The organism is Vibrio sp. 10N.247.311.47, from assembly GCF_041467535.1.
Classification (GTDB): domain Bacteria; phylum Pseudomonadota; class Gammaproteobacteria; order Enterobacterales; family Vibrionaceae; genus Vibrio; species Vibrio crassostreae_C.
On sequence record NZ_JBFSUR010000023.1, the window covers coordinates 30,171 to 46,359 of the forward strand.

A 16,189-nucleotide genomic window follows, 5' to 3' on the forward strand; every position below is an offset into this window, starting at 1 on the left:
ACGTGCAAAGTCAGTGAAGTGTGATTTGCCAATTCATCCACTGTGTTTCAACAGCCATCGGATAACTTTGTCAAACTATTACAAATTCGTCAAAAACCACCTCTATTTATAATCTTAGGGAATAATCGTACGAATTCCATCTTTGATGCGATTTACATGGCACTTTAATCGTCTGTGTCACATTACCGCTAAAGTTAGGCGTGGGGCTGTTGATTTTTGAAGGGATTTAAAGGGGGTAAGACCATGATTGATGTGTGTGAAATGCGTTGAATGGTTTTTAAAATCTTATTTTTAATAATAACTTCGCCAAAAATACCCAATTTGGTTTTGAGTTATTCAGAGCTTTTAGAGCTTGAAGTCTAATAGGATAGGTAGCTGTCATGGTTTAATGACAGCCAGAAAGTAGCAAAAGAAAGTTACATCGGAAGGTTCAAAAACTCATTTTGATACAGCTTGTTTGCCAAGCTATCGCGAAGCTTAGCGGGGATGAATTTCATTCGATTGATTTGTCTGACCAACTCTTGTGCAAAGCTAGGCTTTTGTTTCATGTTCATCACGCAGCCCATTAGGTTGATACTTTGTGCATCAAGCAGCTTTTTCGCTTGTTCTAGGTGGTGACTCGACGTTTCACCATAGGCGACAACCATCAATGTGCTGTCACAAGCACTCGCCACAGACTGAGCCGGAATGTTGCCTTTGTTTATGTTGAGAAGCGGTGAGGTATCAATGATGACTCTGTCGTATTTCTCTAACCATTTGTTGACCACGTTTTGTAACGTTGTCGGATCTTTATAAGCCAATTGCGTTGAAGCAACTTGTGGAGCAGGTACACCGATAAACGTACGCTGAGATTCAACATGTTCAATCAATTGACCTTGCTGATTATCTTCTAGCATATTCAAATCTTTGAAAGCAGGGTTGAATAAGTTGAGATCAACATAAAGCGTTGAATGACCCGCAAGAAGAAAACGCTCAGCTAGTGCGGTTGCAATAGATGTTACTCCGTCACCTGAATGGCAGGCGGTGACGCATATTGATTTTTGGCCGTTAAGTTCAGAAGCTAAATACAGTTGCTCGACTTCGGCATGGGTCGCTGAAATTGTCATTATAAAGCTCCTATTAATACGATGGTGGTGGTGATACGCAGTATGTCATCAAGTCCGACGCGTGCTTTTTCAATAAAGCTTTCGCGACGGTCTGGGATGTAAATCGTGTCACCAGCGCGTAGCACCGGCAAGTTGTAAATGTTCGCCGTTTTGCTGAATTCAACAAGGTCAAAAGTACGAGCCTGACCTTGGCAGCAAGACATATTGACGATGGTAATTTTTTCTACATAAGCATTGTCGGTAGGTCCTGCTGCTTCTGCCAGAATATCTAGAATGGTCATGTTGTCGTTGAACACATAACGCCCCGGATTGTTAATCGCACCAAGCACACGAACGGTTTCTTCTTTCGGTGTATCTAACCAGTTTTTGCCTTTCTCTGGGATGTAAATCGTGTCGCCAGTGGTTACGTTTGGCAGTAACGATTCGTCACCGGTTTCGAAGTACAGTGATAAGTTAAGTTTGCTTACTTGCGAATAGGTTTTGTCACGATGCGTTACTCGAACGTTGTGGATGTCGGCATCCTTTGTTGGACCGTCAGCCGCAGACAAGATATCAAGGAAGTGCATGTCTTTGGTGAAGCGGTAACGACCGGGTGCATTCACTTGTCCAAAGATGTAGATCGAAGCATCAGAGCTTTGACGAACCCATTGTGATTTATTGTCTGAAGGATCTTGTGGCAAGTCGTGAACGCGCACGATAGAACCCGCGCGAATTTGCGGCATTTGGTCACGTGGCGCACCATTTCGAATGAAATCATCAAGGTTAAACACAACCAACTTTCTACCAGTCACGACTTCAATTTTTGATGTGTCTGCGCGTAGCGTAGGGCCGCCGACGTGTGCCAATAGCCCCATGAAGTTCATTTCATCTGACCATTCAATACGACCAGGTCGATTCACCTCACCAATCACGTTAACCGCTCGGTCTGGCGTAATTTTCAACCAAGACTTCTCGTTCATGTCGGTTTTCTCGGGAACGAAAATCGCGTCACCAGCTTTGATGCTAGGAGGGTTAGAGTTAGGTAAGCCTTCAGTGTAAGCCGCTAAATCGAATTTAAGCACTCTGCCATCTGCTTTGATAACACGGATTTGTCGTGACTCTGCAAATCGAGTTGGGCCGCCCGCATTCGCCAAGATATCCATAAAGGTCGCGTCTCTTTTGCCTTCAAAAGCACCAGGGGCTGCGACTTCGCCCATTACGTAAACCATGTTGGCGCCGGATTTGATCTCTTCTTCTTGCTTGGGAACGAAAATGGTCGCACCCGGGCGTAAAATTGGAAGCAGACTTTCGTCACCAGAATCTAAGTAACGTTTTAGGTTGAATAGCGTTGGGGTGTTGTTCGAAATCACTCGGATTTGCTCAACACTGGCATAACGAGTTACGCCGCCCGAACGCATAAGTACGTCGACAAGGTCGGTGTTCTCTTTGTAAGTGAACGAACCCGGCGCGTTCACCTCACCAAACACTTTGATGGAGTTACGAGAATCAGCACTGTCACCTGAGTTAGCAAGCTTTGCTGCGTCAAACTCTTGCTCGATGTTACCGACTAATGGAGAAGCTGGAACGAATAGTGAATCCAGTGATTGAAGAGTAGGTAATGCTGACTCGTCTCCTGAATCAAGGAATCGTTTGTAGTTAAACTCTTTCTTGTCTGCGCCTCGCTTAAGAATCAGCTTATCCAGTTGCGCGCCCGGGCGTAAACCACCCGCAGCGTAAAGTGCCATTTGGATGCTAGAACCTAATGCGAGAGTGTATTCACCAGGCTGTTCTACATAACCTTGTACGTAGATGATGATTTGCTGCTCTTTTACATACACTGAAGCGTTCGAAAGATCTTTATAGGCGGTTGCCAGCGACTCTAGAACCACTTTGTTAAGCTGCTCACTGTCGTAACCTGCAACAAACACAGCGCCTACTTCAGGAAGGGTAATACGGCCACGCTTATCCACTTGGAACCCCGTGTTTAAGGTACTTTCACCGGGTACGTTAACTTGGATAAGGTCACCGACTTGAACCGCGTCTGAAAACTCATCGTTAGCATTGACGACATTCGCAAAGCATAACGATAGGGTGATGATAAAAGCGATCAAGGATTTCATAATCCACCTCCCATTTTCTCGGCATTCTTAGGCGAGACAATTTCAATACTTACTCGGCGGTTCGTTAAACGCGTGCCGTCGGATTCACCTTCAAAAAGAGGGACGGTTTCGCCAACAGAGACGGCTTTGATTCGTTGAGCGCCTAGTCCAAAAATAGTCAGGTAGCGTTCGACTTGTTTCGCTCGTCCAAGTGCTAACTTGTCGTTGTATTCTTCGGCACCCGTTGCATCAGCATGGCCGGTAACAACAAGGTCTAGGGATTTGTGTTCTTTAAGTAAAGTGGTCGCCTCGGCCAGTCTTCCCATATATTTAGGATTTACTTCAGTCGAGTTTTCCGCAAATTGGTTGTCAACATTAAGCAGGTCATACAACTGTTCAATAACCGACAGTTGCATTCTAAATTGATTTTCATTTTTTGGTGGCTCACAGCGGGCTTGTGAAGTTACGTAATCCAGTTGGACCTCAAGTTCATTTAGGCGTTTTCTTTGGATCACTAAGTCGTTGGCTGCATCCAGTAGTAGACCGCCTTGAAGTTCACGAGCAATACGATTTTGCTTTTCGATTGCTTGAACAACAGCAGCTGGGAAACACCAACGAGCACCTTCTTGGATCAAAGCATCAAGGTGCAATTTAGCGAGCTGCCAATCAAAGCGTAATCCATGTTCTGGACCAAGAGGCTCGTCTGGCATGACAGGAGAGAAGTCTGAGTTTTGATAGTTAATAGAATCGTAACTTTCAGCCAAACCCCCTGTGCCTTGTTCAGGATAGCTAGTACAGCCACCCAGAACGAGAGCGGACAGAGAAAGGGCTATGTAGTTTTTCAGTGTTTTCATGCCAACGTCCTATGTTTCTAATTTTTCTTATTATTTTTTGTTACTTCTAGCTTAGTGGGTCTTCATGAATTTGCAGGATTTTTTGAATTTACTGGGATAGCGTGGCCAATACGCAGCAAGCTCATAATTTCAAGCGGTTGCCCCGTCACATTTTCAAGTCGCATATTGCGCTCGCGTTCAGTCAGACGTTTGAACATATAAACAATTGCGCCAACCCCAGATGAATCTAAAAACTCAACTTGGCTAAAATCAACTTCGATTTCAGGGTGGCCATCGTTAGAAATCACATCATCGATGTCGGTTTGTGCATCACGACTGCCTGCTGCATCCAGATCACCGAAAATAGAAAGTATCAGTGTCGTTGTGTTTAAATCAATCTTACGTAGTTCCATAGCGATATCTCCTTTTAAGTATGTATGGACAACTGCACTGAATGTGCCAACTTTTATGTTGTTATTTTTCAATAAGTTATGTTTAGTACGAATTCCTATCTCAAATTGAGAAAAGACGTTTCTCAATATGAGAACTAAAAACGGCGGAATATATGAGAGTTATAGGTCATTAATTTAATGAATAAATGAAAAGGTTAGATAAGGTTGATGAGTGGATCGCATCTTCTAGCAAAGGTTGTCTACCTACGTGTCAGAACGCTTAGGATTAAAGGCGTTTGTTGACCACTACAGATATCAATACGGAGCAGATGATGAGATTAACTAAATTGGCGATAGCAACTCTATGGGCGTGTTCGCTCTCTTCTCATTCATCCTATTTACCTCCCGACCATTTGGTACTGGCCAATACATACCAACAAGGCATTGATGTTTCTGAATACTGGAAGAGTGAAAAGCTTGATGGAATTCGGGCTCTTTGGGACGGACAACATCTTTATACACGCAATGGTAATCGCATTTACTCACCCAAGTGGTTTACTGAAAACTTGCCTAAGGTCCATCTCGAAGGAGAGTTGTGGGCAGGAAGGGGCAAGTTCCACCTTGTTCAATCTACCGTTCTCGACCATACTCCGAGTGACACAGCATGGCGCCAAATCGATTTCATGCTGTTTGATATGCCAGGCGCCGCAGGAGATTATCAAAAGCGCTATTACAACATTTTGCATTGGGTAAGCGTGATTGGAGAATCTCATGTCAGCTACATAGAACATGTACCAATTCACAGTGAAGAGGCTTTGTTTCATCAACTTGATAATGTCGATGAGCGTAATGGCGAAGGTTTGATGCTTAGAAAAATCACCAGTCGTTATCAAGCAGGCCGAAGTAATGATTTGTTAAAACTGAAAAGGCATCATGATGCCGAAGCCACAGTTATTGGCTACAAGGGTGGGACAGGGAAGTATAAAGGGATGATGGGTTCAATCTTGGTTCACACAGAAGAGGGTGTGGAATTTTATATAGGCAGCGGGTTCAGTGACCAAATGAGACTCGCACCGCCAGAGATCGGCAGCCGTATTACCTTTCGTTACAATGGTTTTACTCAAAACGGAAAACCCAAGTTTGCGCGCTTTGTTCGAGAGAAGAGTGAATATTAAGGCAGATACGATCTACCTGACCATTAAACGAAAAAGAGCCCTGAAAATCAGAGCTCTTTTTTTTATTCGAAATCAGATAGACCGACTTAGCGAGTACGAATCTAGCGAGAACTAAATTCTAACTGAACGTCATCGTCCTGCTTGTGCATCCAGTGTAGACGCATACCCAGCATAATCGCGGCTGACGTTAGACCGACGATGAAACCAATCCAGAAGCCGTGCGCACCCATAGGGTCAACAATCCAATCTTTCATACCCAAGATGTAACCGATAGGAAGACCAAGCAACCAGTAAGCCACAAAGGTGATGTTGAAGATTGAACGCATGTCTTTGTAGCCACGCAGAGCACCCGCAGCGATAACTTGGATGGCGTCAGTACATTGATAAACCGCCGCGAACAACAGCAACTGCATTGCAACGGTAATTACCGCGGTGTTCTCTGTGTAAAGTAATGCAACCTGTTCTCTGAACAGGACAGTTAACGCCGCTGTCATTAAGGCTGTCACTAAACCAACAATGATACCCACGTGTGTCGCTATCTTAGCGCCTTCGGTGTTGTTTTCGCCCAACTTATGCCCAACACGAATACTCACGGCTGCCCCGATACTCATCGGAATCATGAAAACCAGCGAAGAGAAGTTGATCGCGACTTGGTGCGCGGCAACAATCAATGAACCTAATGGTGCAACTAACAGAGAAACCACCGCAAACAGAGTTACCTCGAAGAAGATAGCGGCCGCCACTGGGAAACCAAGTCTAAACAGACGAATTTGAGCTTTAAGTTGCGGCTTATGGAACGTACCGAAGATGTTAATTTTCGCCAAACGCTTTGATGTTAAAACGTAAGCGAACAGCAGAGCAAACATCACCCAATATACGATAGCCGTTGCAACGCCACAGCCAACACCACCCAGAGCAGGAGCACCAAGTTTTCCGTATACGAACATCCAGTTCAGCGGGATGTTTAATAGCAAGCCAATAAAACCAATCACCATCGCAGGCTTGGTTAAAGACATACCATCGGTAAAGCTTCGCAATGTTTGGAACAACAAAAATGCAGGTACAGCAAACATCACCGCATTCATATAGCCGATGGTCTTTTCCGCCATGAGTTGTTCAATGTCCATCCACTCCAATATCAATTGTGTCTGGAACAGTACGCCAATGATTGGAAGGGAAATGACGAGCGCTAAAAACGCTCCTTGTTGAATCTCAAATGGAATTTTTACTTGTCGACCAGAACCATTCAGTTGTGCAACGACAGGAACCAACGCCATCAATAGACCAACACCAAATAGGATTGATGGTAGCCAGATACTTGCTGCAATAGAAACCGCCGCCATATCGATAGCACTTACGCCACCAGCCATTACGGTATCAACAAAACCCATTCCAGTTTGTGCAACGGATGCGATCAATACTGGGGTCGCAAGTTTGATTAGATTCGAGGATTCTTCTTTGTAACGATGCACAAACAACTCCAAATAAGAGGGAAAATTAGAATAATAGTGTAGGAAAGGACATTCTGAAGGAATCAGAGACAATGATCTTAAGCTTCCACTGGACGAATCATAAAGAAATGTCACAATAACTGCTATGAAAAACTGTTACTAGAATGCTAAATAGGAATCTTATGTTTACAGGTATCGTTCAAGGCATGGCAACACTGGTTGCTATAAACAAAAAAGAGTTGTTTCAAACTCATACCATTGAGTTAAGTGACGAAATGGTTGAGGGGTTAGCAATTGGTGCTTCAGTAGCTCATAACGGTTGTTGCTTAACGGTAACGGAAATTTCTGGCAACCAGATTGCTTTTGATTTAATGCAAGCAACATTGCGATTGACGAACTTAGGCAAGCTGAATGTTGGTGACAAAGTGAATGTTGAGCGTGCAGCAAAGTTTGGTGACGAAATTGGCGGGCATAGCATGTCTGGCCACATTACTTTGATGGCTAATCTCGTTGATGTGATTAAGACAGAAAACAACCGCACGCTTTGGTTTGAGCTGCCTCAAGAATCAATGAAGTATGTGTTGAGCAAGGGCTACATCGGCGTTGATGGTTGTTCATTGACGATTGGTGAAGTGGAAGAGAACCGTTTCTCTGTTCACCTGATCCCAGAAACGCTGAATCGCACTCTGTTTGGCGCCCGTGAAGTAGGCGACCAAGTAAACATTGAGTTTGATCCTCAAACACAAGCGATTGTTGATACTGTTGAACGCGTACTAGCAAACCAAAAATAGTAGTTGCGGTTTATCAACAGCACTTGCTTAAAAAGCGCTGACTAAGTAAACCTCGAAGACATTAAAAAAGAGCACATTGAGTGCTCTTTTTCTATTTGTATGTATCTGCGTTTTTCTAGGCTAGCCTCAAAATCGAGGGTAGCTTTAAATCGGGGTGTAGATCCAACTCGACAAGAGAGTAGGTGTTAGAAGACTTGTTCGTCGTCTGCATCAATCGAGAGATTAATCCTGTCTCTTACTTCATCTACCTGCATGTCGAGGTGAATGGCATTGCAACATGCTGGGCAATCGTCATAAAAATCTTGGCTCCCATTAGAAGCATCAAGCGTTATGCTGATGGCATGCCCACAGTGGGGGCAGGAGACATGTTTCTCTGTGTATTTATGCATCGCGAATTCTCCTCACTGTAACTTGTTCCAATCGTAGTCGCTTTATAGATCGCTGCAGCTTGTATAGACCGCAGTAGCTTTATAGAACGACTTAGCTCGCTGTGATTGGTATTAAACAGCCTGTATCTTCTGAATACATGCTTCAGTTTGTGCTAAATATTCGCCGCCAAATTGATTGCAGTGGTTAAGAAGATGGTACAAGTTGTAAATGTCTTTCCGATCAGTATAGCCAACGTCGAGTGGATTGACGCTCTGGTAACCGTCATAAAACTCTTTTGGAAACCCTTCAAACAATTCCGTTAATGCCAAATCACATTCATGATCGCCCCAATAACAAGCCGGGTCGTAACAGATTGGCCCAAAGGCTGAATTTGCTACATTACCATTCCAAAGATCCCCATGAAGCAAAGAAGGGCGAGGGTTGTGGCCAGCAAGGCGCATATTCACCACATCAACGATGTCATCAATATCACCAAACTCGATGCCTTTCTCTTTGAGCAGTTGCAGTTGGAAACCAATGCGTTGCTCGGAGAAAAAGCGACCCCATTTCTTATGCCAAGGGTTGGGTTGAAGTGTGCTGCCGATATAGTTGTCTTGGTCGCAACCAAACTCTTTTTGCTCGCCCCATTGATGAAGCTGCGCAAGCTGAACGCCGAAATCGAAGCTATTGTTGCCCGTCTCAAGCGGTTTGGTTGGTAAGTAGTTGAGAATAATGAAAGAGCACTCTTTGGTTTTGCCAATAAGCACCAACTCAGGAACGTAAACGGTGGAAGTTTCTCTTAACAAGCGTAAGTTCTCAGCTTCAATTTCAAACTTAGGTAAAAATTCTCGCTGATTCACTTTCACAAAGTAACGTTCATTACCATCGCTTATCATATAGCAATCGTTAATGTCGCCACCAGAAACCTTGGTACGTTCAGTAATCTGAAAGTTAAATAGAAGAGTATCTGAAAGTTGTTGAGAAATGGCCTGCCACATAGGAAATCCTCAAAGACTGAAAGTTAAAAAGATTGAAGGTTAGAAATACTGTTTGTTTAATAGCAATAGTCTAGGATAAATCTGAACAATTTATAGACGCACTCGTCAATGTTCTTAGCTCTTCTTCATCTTACGCAGAATCAATTGGCCGAATTGTGAACTCGAACTGATTCAAGCTCTTTGAAATACAAACATAAATTGAGAACCTGACGTGATGAAATAGTTTGGAACTGGTCTCACAATCGAAACGGTTTTGAACGCAACAAACTGGAAAAGTGATTTGAGCTTGTTATTGTCTAGCGACTAAATTAAATGAGCTTTTAAAGTTAATTGAAAGGGCTATTGTTAACTGGCGCAATACTTTGCTTCAAAGTTTGTCTTACACTTCTTTAGCGTGAATTTACTTATGTCGTAAGTAGGCAGGTATACCACATAAAGCTATATCGATTTAATTTTAAGCTGAAATACTAACTAGGATCATTTAAATGTGGTTTTGGGCAATAAAGTGATGACAAATAGCTTCATTTACATAGTATTAGGCAAGTACGTATTAATCTGCTCTAGAGCTTAAAACGGAGAATTATTGTGGTTGTAGAAACCGATGGCTATTTGGCTTTAATCGAGCACCTATCATTCAACCTTGATGTGTTTACCAATAGTAATGGTGATACTGGAAACGAAAGTGTCGAAGACATTGTTACCGACATGATTTCAACAAACATCATGGCTATTTTCGAGCAAAACCCAGAGTTGCATTCGAGCGTTCGTTTTCAACTTTTGAAAGAAGCAGATGCCGTAGTAGCGGATCTTGGTGAAGTATTAGCGGGTGTGTGGGCTAAGAAAGCGACTAACGAACAAATTGTATTCCTCGATGAGTACATCGCGTTAGTGAAGAACCTGTTTGATACTGCTGTTGCTAAATACGATTAACGGTTTGTTTGCTCATTTATCGTCGTAATTAATCAGCATAATAACAACGGGCGTTTAAGTCGTATCTTTCTAGAGTTACCTCGCTCAGCGGTTTATCTTTCGAACCGCTATAAACGCCTAAAGTGCCAAAACTTGGATGCCCAGTAAGGGTTATCTAACCTAGAAATAATGACACCTTTCGATGTCGAGGCATGTAGAAATTGGTTGTTTCCTAAGTAAACGCCTACATGTCGCACCGTCATCGAAGTCTTGAAAAACACCAAGTCACCGCTTGTTGCCTGCCCATACGCAATTTCTTTTCCCTTTTTACTCTGGTCTTTTGTGGTTCTTGGTAGAGCTTGTTGAGTCGCATTTTGCACGGCGATTTGAACAAAAGCAGAGCAATCTATACCTCGAAATGATGTCCCACCGAAATGGTATGGCACACCTTTCCACTGTTCATACACGCTCATATAAGCGTTTGTAGTCAATTGTTCTGATTTTGATAAGGGTCTCTGTGCGGTTTGACTGAGCTGAGAAGGCGATGGTGACGAGCTACAAGCAGCCAATGTTGCTAAAGTTATTGTAACTACAGCCATTTTTCTGATTTTCATATGTAACTCTTCTGACAAAAAACTGAAATAAAAACGTCATCAAGGACTTCTAGTATACGACCTAACTTAAGGATATCTCTTTTCGTAGTCAAACTGGATTTCACATGCCCGACACAAATTTATCAATAAAACCCTCACGTTATACATTCTCGCTCATTCAAACCGTCACTGCTGTATTTATTTCCATTCTTTTACTTGTTAGTTTTTTATCAATGGTTAGCATTCGGGGCGTTGAACGGGTCGGGGGACATTTTGATGCACTCTCGGAACAAGCATTACCCCTTGCTCTACATAATGCCGAATTAACGCAAAGCGTATTAGAACAAGTAAAACTTCTCACTTACAGCACCCAATCAACCGACTTAGATACACTGAATGCCACAAGGGGCTCAATTGACCAACTCGCGACAGAGAGCAATACCACGCTAGAGGAACTCCTTTTTATCTCCCAATCTTTTCCTGATGCAATCTCTGTAGAGCAACAACAAAACCTTGTCGATGACATGGCGCAACTGCAAACCATGACCAACACGGTACTGCTGGCGCAGATCGAAATTCAAAGTAAGCAAAATCTGATCGACAGTAAAATGGGCGAGTTCCGTTATGGCGTTGGGTCTATCGGACCAGAAATGAATAGAATCAGCTCATTCTTGGTTGAAGACAACCCAGAAGCGAGCGATGCAGCGAACCGATTTACATCCAGCGCGTCTGCTATGGCGAACACCTTCTTGATGCTGATGATGCAATCTGACATTGATAAAGCACAAGACGAATACCGTCAATTGAGAAACCGAATCGCAGGCCTTAACTTGGCTTACAGCGATTTTTCTGATTGGCACCCAGACATCGCTGAGTTCGCGAGCTTAACGGCGCCTTACGAGATGGTCAAAGAAGGCTTTACCGAAGAAGGCGTAATCAAACAAATCCTCTTGAAACTCGAACTGGTTCAGCAGCAAGAGCAGAACTTAACGCAAGTCATTAACTTAGCGAACACCGTCATTAGCACATTGAATCAGCTGTCTTCTACCGCTTCCCACCTGATTGATGAAAGTGAACTGATTGTAAATCAAACCATCACCAATATTGTTCGAGTGTTGTTTATCAGCGGGCTGGTTATTGCCGTAATCATTGTGATTTCATGGTTCGTGTTACGCCGTTGGATGAATAAAGGGCTAAAAAACATTACTCAACAGTTGAGTTCACTTGCAGATCATGACTTCTCTAAACAGAGTGAATTGCTTGGGCCGCTAGAGCTTCAAGTTATCACTTCAAAACTCAATACGGTCGTTGATTCCACCGCGGACTCGGTTCGTTTAGTAACGCGTAACTGTGAGACGCTTTATCAAACGGCTGAAGTAAGCCATGACGCTGCAGAGCAAACCAATTCGAGCTTGAACGAACAGAACGAATCACTTCAGAATATGATCACCACCATTACTGAGCTGGAAGCATCGATTGGTGAGATTGCTCGTATTTCTAACGCATCGAACGACGATGCTCAAATAGCAGAAGATGAGTCAGTGAATGGCAGCCAAGTGGTTGGCCTTAACCAACAACGATTACAAGCGCTTGAGCAATCTCTTAGCATGAGTGAAGAGTCGATGGCTGACTTGGATGGTCGAGTGAAACAGATTCGTGAAATGGTCGATATGATCAGCGGAATCGCTGAAAACACCAACTTATTGGCACTGAACGCTGCGATAGAAGCAGCGCGAGCAGGTGAACAAGGTCGAGGTTTTGCGGTAGTTGCAGACGAAGTGCGTAAATTGGCGAGCGGCACATCCCAGCAAACCACCAATATTCGTAGCATGATGAACGAGCTAGTAGCGGCAGCCGATCGCTCACGTGCTTCTGTAACGGAATCGAGAAGTGAGATGGCCAATGCACTGGAAACCAGTGGCGATGTAAGACAAGCCTTCGAGAAAATCGAATTTGCGGTTAGCCAGATCAAAGGGCGTGTTGAGCAAATCATGGTGGCTACCGAAGAACAAGCTCGTGCAACTGTCGATGTTACCCATTCAATCACTCGAGTATCTGAGCAGGGCGAGAATACTAAGCTGCAACTTGAATCTATGATCGAGAGTTCAGAGCAAGTCGGAGAGATAGCAGGGCACCAACAAGCCATGCTTCATAAGTACGTATTGAAGTAAGTGTGTCAACGTCGTCCGGAAGTGGGAATTGCCGCTGAAAGGTGAGAAGCTACGCATATAAAAATGGTGCAATCTCTTATGAGTTTGCGCCATTTTTTATTATTTTCTTGAGGCGTTAGGTCTTGTCTTTCGAATGAGGGAAGGAAGCGAATGGTTGGCGTAACATTAAATCTAGCCGTTGCTCTTTACCATCTTGAATCTCGGGAACACCAATATGCACCTTGTCATGACCAAGCTTGGGTTGGGCGCGGTAAGTCTTAAACCAGATGTCCCACACTGATAAAAAGAAGCCAAAGTTTGAGTGCGTTTCCTTAACAATGACCGAGTGATGAACGCGGTGCATGTCTGGTGTCACAATCACTTTTCTCAATCGTTTATCGAACCATAGCGGAAGACGTGCATTGCTATGGTTAAACATCGCGCTCGCATTAAGAACAATTTCAAAGATCACGACAGCAATGACAGGCACACCAAGTGCGATCACCAAACTCACCTTGATGAGCATAGAAAGAATCATCTCAATAGGGTGAAAGCGCGTTCCGGTTGTGACATCGATATCTAGATCCGCATGGTGAACTCGATGTAGCTTCCACAACCAAGGAACACGGTGAAACACCAAGTGCTGTAGGTAAATGGCACAATCCAAGAGCAATACACAGATCAGAATGGTCAATTCTTTCGGAAGTGACAGGGTATTGAACAGACCCCATTGGTTTTCTTGTGCGATAACCGCCGCTTGAAATGCTGCGATAGGAATTATAGTGGCCAATAGAAAGCTGTTCAAAGCGACTAACGCAAAGTTGTTTCCCCAGCGAAACCATTTGCTTTGAGTCAGTGCTTTACGTGGAAAACGGTATTCCCAAAGCGCACACAATCCAAAAACGACAATAAAACAAACAAGGCGAAGCAGTGATGGGTCTTGCATGGGAATTCCTTCTATCATTCTAAGGACACTGTAAGTACAATCGTGCCACTTTTCTAGAGTTATCGTTATTGTCCATGAGAATCCACGCTTTTCACCGTTTATATCAACATCGTTTGTCCATTGCTACCAAACCGTTTAATGCGCGCGGGTGTAAAGTCGTGCGATGTGAATTCTGTAAAATCAAACAAGACAGCTGTATCTGTGAACATCAACCTAACGTTGATACGAACGTCGCGACTATGTTGATCTTGTCAGACAACGAAATCTTAAAGCCAAGTAACACTGGTCGTTTGATTGTTGATACGGTTAAAGACAGTTACGCCTACCTTTGGCATCGTACTGAGCCAAATCAAGAGATGTTGGATGTCCTCAAAGATGACAAATACCAACCTGTGATCGTATTCCCTGAAGACTATACCGACGACAAAACGCGCGTAGTTCAAGATCTGCCACAAATGCGTGACCCAAACAAAACACTATTGCTGATTTTCATTGATGGCAGTTGGCGCGAAGCACGACGTATCTTCCGTCGCTCAGAGTATCTGCAAGATTTACCGGTGTTGTCGATTGAGCCGGAATCGGTTTCTCAATACATGATGCGTAAGTCAGACAACGAACAACATCTATCAACGGCCGAAGTAGCGAGCTTAGTTTTGAAACAAGCCGGTGAAGAACAGGGCGCTAAGACTTTACAGCTATGGTTTGAAGCATTTCGTGAAAGCTACATGTTGAGTAAGACACGTTATAAATCGGATCCAACCAAACCAAGCCTGAATGCTTTCATAGAGCATACTAAAAGTGAGACGTCACTCTAACCTTTAACCGCTTTGTGCTGACTTGTTGTTCAAACAGATTCGAACACGAGATAAGTTTGTTATCTATCACGGTTTGTAGGGGGAGTGTTATGGATAATGCTTCCTAGTTGTTTAATTTAAAAATTTTATTTGCCCGAATTTAGGGAAAAATTGGAGAGATTTCATGTATTACGGCTTTGATGTTGGCGGCACAAAAATTGAGTTTGGTGCGTTCAATGAAAAACTTGAGCGAGTAGCAACCGAACGCGTACCAACGCCTACTGAAGATTATCAACTGCTACTTGATACGATTGCCGGTTTGGTAAAAAAATACGATAGCGAATTCTCTTGCGAAGGCAAAATTGGCCTTGGTCTTCCAGGCATGGAAGATGCGGACGACGGCACTATGCTTGTTGTTAACGTACCGGCTTCAACAGGTAAGCCATTACGCAAAGACTTAGAAGCGCTGATTGGTCGTAGTGTTAAAATCGAGAACGATGCGAACTGTTTTGCGCTGTCTGAAGCGTGGGATGATGAATTGAAAGATGAACCATCAGTAGCTGGCCTAATTCTAGGTACTGGTTTTGGTGGTGGTTTGGTTTTTGATGGCAAAGTATTTTCAGGACGTAACCACGTTGCTGGCGAGCTCGGCCATATTCGTCTTCCTATTGATGCATGGTTCCACCTTGGCGACAACGCACCGTTACTAGGCTGTGGTTGTGGCAAGAAAGGTTGTTTAGACAGCTACCTATCTGGTCGCGGCTTTGAACTGATTTATGAGCACTACTTCGGTGAGAAAAAGAAAGCGATTGAAATCATCCAAGCGTACAACGAAGGCGAAGCAAAAGCAGCTGAGCACGTTGACCGTTTCATGGAACTATTGGCTATCTGTTTCGCAAACCTATTTACTGCACTTGACCCGCATGTTGTAGCACTAGGTGGTGGACTTTCAAACTTCGAACTTATCTACGAAGAGATGCCAAAGCGTGTTCCTAAATACCTATTGTCTGTAGCGAAATGTCCAAAGATCATCAAAGCGAAGCACGGTGATTCAGGTGGCGTTCGTGGCGCAGCATTCCTTAACATTAAGTAATCATTACTTACCGTTAAGCTAATTAAGGTTAGATAGTTAAAAGCATAAATAAAAATGCCGCAATCTCAAAAGAGGTTGCGGCATTTTTTATTGTTCGGTGTTTCCGTTTCTTTAGCTCTTAACTTCTTAGCTCTCAAGTGCAAACGAAAAGCTAGAAACTACAGAACGAGAAAAAGAAGCCAGAGGGCTTACTTCTTCTTTTTACCAACACCAAGGTTGTCTTTTTGCTTCAACGTAAGCTTAGTAAAGCCAAGCTTGCGGAAATAGTTGTCTTGGTAGTTACGAACCGCTTTAGTATCAGAAATAAACTCAAGCTGTTGCTCAGTTTTTAGGTACTCAGTGATGTCGATACCTTCGGCTGCAGCTACAGCTTCTTGGATCGTGCGGTGTTCTTGTTTCGAAAACAGTAACTCTTTGTCTTCGTCTTTGTAAGTGTACAGAATGGTACGAGCCATGATGCTCTCCAATAGAATTATTACTTTGCGCGCACTCTACATAAAAACAGTACGTG

16 protein-coding genes are annotated in these 16,189 nt (G+C 43.5%); 6 read left to right on the forward strand and 10 right to left on the reverse strand.

Features of this window, described 5'->3' with window-relative positions:
- Positions 1–416: 416 nt before the first annotated feature.
- The 4 genes from AB6E51_RS15510 to AB6E51_RS15525 form a co-directional block, all read right to left on the reverse strand.
- Complete coding sequence (locus tag AB6E51_RS15510; RefSeq protein ID WP_171732995.1) at positions 417–1,106, reverse strand: chromosome partitioning protein ParA; 690 nt, start codon at positions 1,104–1,106, stop codon at positions 417–419.
- Entirely contained in the window at positions 1,106–3,205 is a 2,100-nt protein-coding gene (locus AB6E51_RS15515; RefSeq protein ID WP_372058644.1) for an SLBB domain-containing protein, read from the reverse strand. Before AB6E51_RS15515 ends, AB6E51_RS15510 begins: the two co-directional genes overlap by 1 nt.
- Positions 3,202–4,038, reverse strand: a complete 837-nt coding sequence (locus AB6E51_RS15520) for an OmpA family protein (RefSeq protein WP_102428867.1) — start codon at positions 4,036–4,038, stop codon at positions 3,202–3,204. The genes AB6E51_RS15515 and AB6E51_RS15520 overlap by 4 nt, the downstream gene beginning before the upstream one ends.
- A gap of 62 nt (positions 4,039–4,100) precedes the next feature.
- Positions 4,101–4,430, reverse strand: coding sequence for an STAS domain-containing protein (locus AB6E51_RS15525; RefSeq protein ID WP_102333326.1), 330 nt, complete (start codon positions 4,428–4,430; stop codon positions 4,101–4,103).
- 311 nt (positions 4,431–4,741) lie between these two features.
- On the opposite strand from AB6E51_RS15525, the gene AB6E51_RS15530 reads away from it, so the two are divergent.
- The gene (locus tag AB6E51_RS15530) at positions 4,742–5,584 is read left to right on the forward strand and encodes a DNA ligase (protein ID WP_065584423.1); all 843 of its coding nucleotides are present in this window, start codon (positions 4,742–4,744) and stop codon (positions 5,582–5,584) included.
- 101 nt (positions 5,585–5,685) lie between these two features.
- Here the strand turns inward: AB6E51_RS15530 and AB6E51_RS15535 are convergent, their stop codons facing one another.
- The gene (locus AB6E51_RS15535) at positions 5,686–7,056 is read right to left on the reverse strand and encodes an MATE family efflux transporter (protein WP_017059598.1); all 1,371 of its coding nucleotides are present in this window, start codon (positions 7,054–7,056) and stop codon (positions 5,686–5,688) included.
- A 161-nt stretch (positions 7,057–7,217) separates the two neighbouring features.
- On the opposite strand from AB6E51_RS15535, the gene AB6E51_RS15540 reads away from it, so the two are divergent.
- Positions 7,218–7,826, forward strand: coding sequence for a riboflavin synthase subunit alpha (locus AB6E51_RS15540; protein WP_372058645.1), 609 nt, complete (start codon positions 7,218–7,220; stop codon positions 7,824–7,826).
- Between the two features lie 185 nt (positions 7,827–8,011).
- Here the strand turns inward: AB6E51_RS15540 and AB6E51_RS15545 are convergent, their stop codons facing one another.
- Positions 8,012–8,215 carry a CPXCG motif-containing cysteine-rich protein gene (locus tag AB6E51_RS15545; protein WP_004733789.1) on the reverse strand — a complete coding sequence of 68 codons (204 nt, stop codon included), beginning with the start codon at positions 8,213–8,215 and terminating at the stop codon, positions 8,012–8,014.
- 111 nt (positions 8,216–8,326) lie between these two features.
- The gene (locus tag AB6E51_RS15550; protein WP_048611040.1) at positions 8,327–9,193 is read right to left on the reverse strand and encodes a fructosamine kinase family protein; all 867 of its coding nucleotides are present in this window, start codon (positions 9,191–9,193) and stop codon (positions 8,327–8,329) included.
- Between the two features lie 585 nt (positions 9,194–9,778).
- Here AB6E51_RS15550 and AB6E51_RS15555 point away from each other — a divergent pair.
- Complete coding sequence (locus AB6E51_RS15555; RefSeq protein WP_010440912.1) at positions 9,779–10,123, forward strand: DUF3802 family protein; 345 nt, start codon at positions 9,779–9,781, stop codon at positions 10,121–10,123.
- 107 nt (positions 10,124–10,230) lie between these two features.
- Here the strand turns inward: AB6E51_RS15555 and AB6E51_RS15560 are convergent, their stop codons facing one another.
- A complete protein-coding gene (locus tag AB6E51_RS15560) occupies positions 10,231–10,716 on the reverse strand; it encodes a C40 family peptidase (protein ID WP_065584422.1) in 486 nt (161 codons plus the stop codon).
- 104 nt (positions 10,717–10,820) lie between these two features.
- Here AB6E51_RS15560 and AB6E51_RS15565 point away from each other — a divergent pair, with 104 nt between their 5' ends.
- On the forward strand, positions 10,821–12,866 hold the full coding sequence (locus AB6E51_RS15565; protein WP_372058646.1) for a methyl-accepting chemotaxis protein: 2,046 nt from the start codon (positions 10,821–10,823) through the stop codon (positions 12,864–12,866).
- 115 nt (positions 12,867–12,981) lie between these two features.
- Here AB6E51_RS15565 and AB6E51_RS15570 read toward each other — a convergent pair whose 3' ends face one another.
- A complete protein-coding gene (locus tag AB6E51_RS15570; RefSeq protein WP_017070845.1) occupies positions 12,982–13,791 on the reverse strand; it encodes a sterol desaturase family protein in 810 nt (269 codons plus the stop codon).
- A gap of 68 nt (positions 13,792–13,859) precedes the next feature.
- On the opposite strand from AB6E51_RS15570, the gene AB6E51_RS15575 reads away from it, so the two are divergent.
- Together AB6E51_RS15575 and nagK are read left to right on the forward strand one after the other, a co-directional pair.
- Positions 13,860–14,606, forward strand: a complete 747-nt coding sequence (locus AB6E51_RS15575; RefSeq protein WP_017080483.1) for a tRNA-uridine aminocarboxypropyltransferase — start codon at positions 13,860–13,862, stop codon at positions 14,604–14,606.
- Between the two features lie 163 nt (positions 14,607–14,769).
- Complete coding sequence (gene nagK / locus AB6E51_RS15580; protein ID WP_108214618.1) at positions 14,770–15,678, forward strand: N-acetylglucosamine kinase; 909 nt, start codon at positions 14,770–14,772, stop codon at positions 15,676–15,678.
- 188 nt (positions 15,679–15,866) lie between these two features.
- On the opposite strand, the gene AB6E51_RS15585 is transcribed toward nagK, so the two are convergent.
- On the reverse strand, positions 15,867–16,133 hold the full coding sequence (locus tag AB6E51_RS15585) for a DUF2960 family protein (RefSeq protein WP_004733780.1): 267 nt from the start codon (positions 16,131–16,133) through the stop codon (positions 15,867–15,869).
- Positions 16,134–16,189 lie beyond the last annotated feature (56 nt).

Excerpts from the sequence above, each read along its gene's own strand:
- AB6E51_RS15565 (WP_372058646.1), top strand. The coding sequence starts at position 10,821 with ATGCCCGACACAAATTTATCAATAAAACCCTCACGTTATACATTCTCG.
- AB6E51_RS15570 (WP_017070845.1), bottom strand. The coding sequence starts at position 13,791 with ATGCAAGACCCATCACTGCTTCGCCTTGTTTGTTTTATTGTCGTTTTT.
- AB6E51_RS15520 (WP_102428867.1), bottom strand. The coding sequence starts at position 4,038 with ATGAAAACACTGAAAAACTACATAGCCCTTTCTCTGTCCGCTCTCGTT.
- AB6E51_RS15585 (WP_004733780.1), bottom strand. The coding sequence starts at position 16,133 with ATGGCTCGTACCATTCTGTACACTTACAAAGACGAAGACAAAGAGTTA.
- AB6E51_RS15515 (WP_372058644.1), bottom strand. The coding sequence starts at position 3,205 with ATGAAATCCTTGATCGCTTTTATCATCACCCTATCGTTATGCTTTGCG.
- AB6E51_RS15510 (WP_171732995.1), bottom strand. The coding sequence starts at position 1,106 with ATGACAATTTCAGCGACCCATGCCGAAGTCGAGCAACTGTATTTAGCT.
- AB6E51_RS15540 (WP_372058645.1), top strand. The coding sequence starts at position 7,218 with ATGTTTACAGGTATCGTTCAAGGCATGGCAACACTGGTTGCTATAAAC.
- AB6E51_RS15560 (WP_065584422.1), bottom strand. The coding sequence starts at position 10,716 with ATGAAAATCAGAAAAATGGCTGTAGTTACAATAACTTTAGCAACATTG.
- nagK (WP_108214618.1), top strand. The coding sequence starts at position 14,770 with ATGTATTACGGCTTTGATGTTGGCGGCACAAAAATTGAGTTTGGTGCG.
- AB6E51_RS15525 (WP_102333326.1), bottom strand. The coding sequence starts at position 4,430 with ATGGAACTACGTAAGATTGATTTAAACACAACGACACTGATACTTTCT.
- AB6E51_RS15550 (WP_048611040.1), bottom strand. The coding sequence starts at position 9,193 with ATGTGGCAGGCCATTTCTCAACAACTTTCAGATACTCTTCTATTTAAC.
- AB6E51_RS15545 (WP_004733789.1), bottom strand. The coding sequence starts at position 8,215 with ATGCATAAATACACAGAGAAACATGTCTCCTGCCCCCACTGTGGGCAT.
- AB6E51_RS15530 (WP_065584423.1), top strand. The coding sequence starts at position 4,742 with ATGAGATTAACTAAATTGGCGATAGCAACTCTATGGGCGTGTTCGCTC.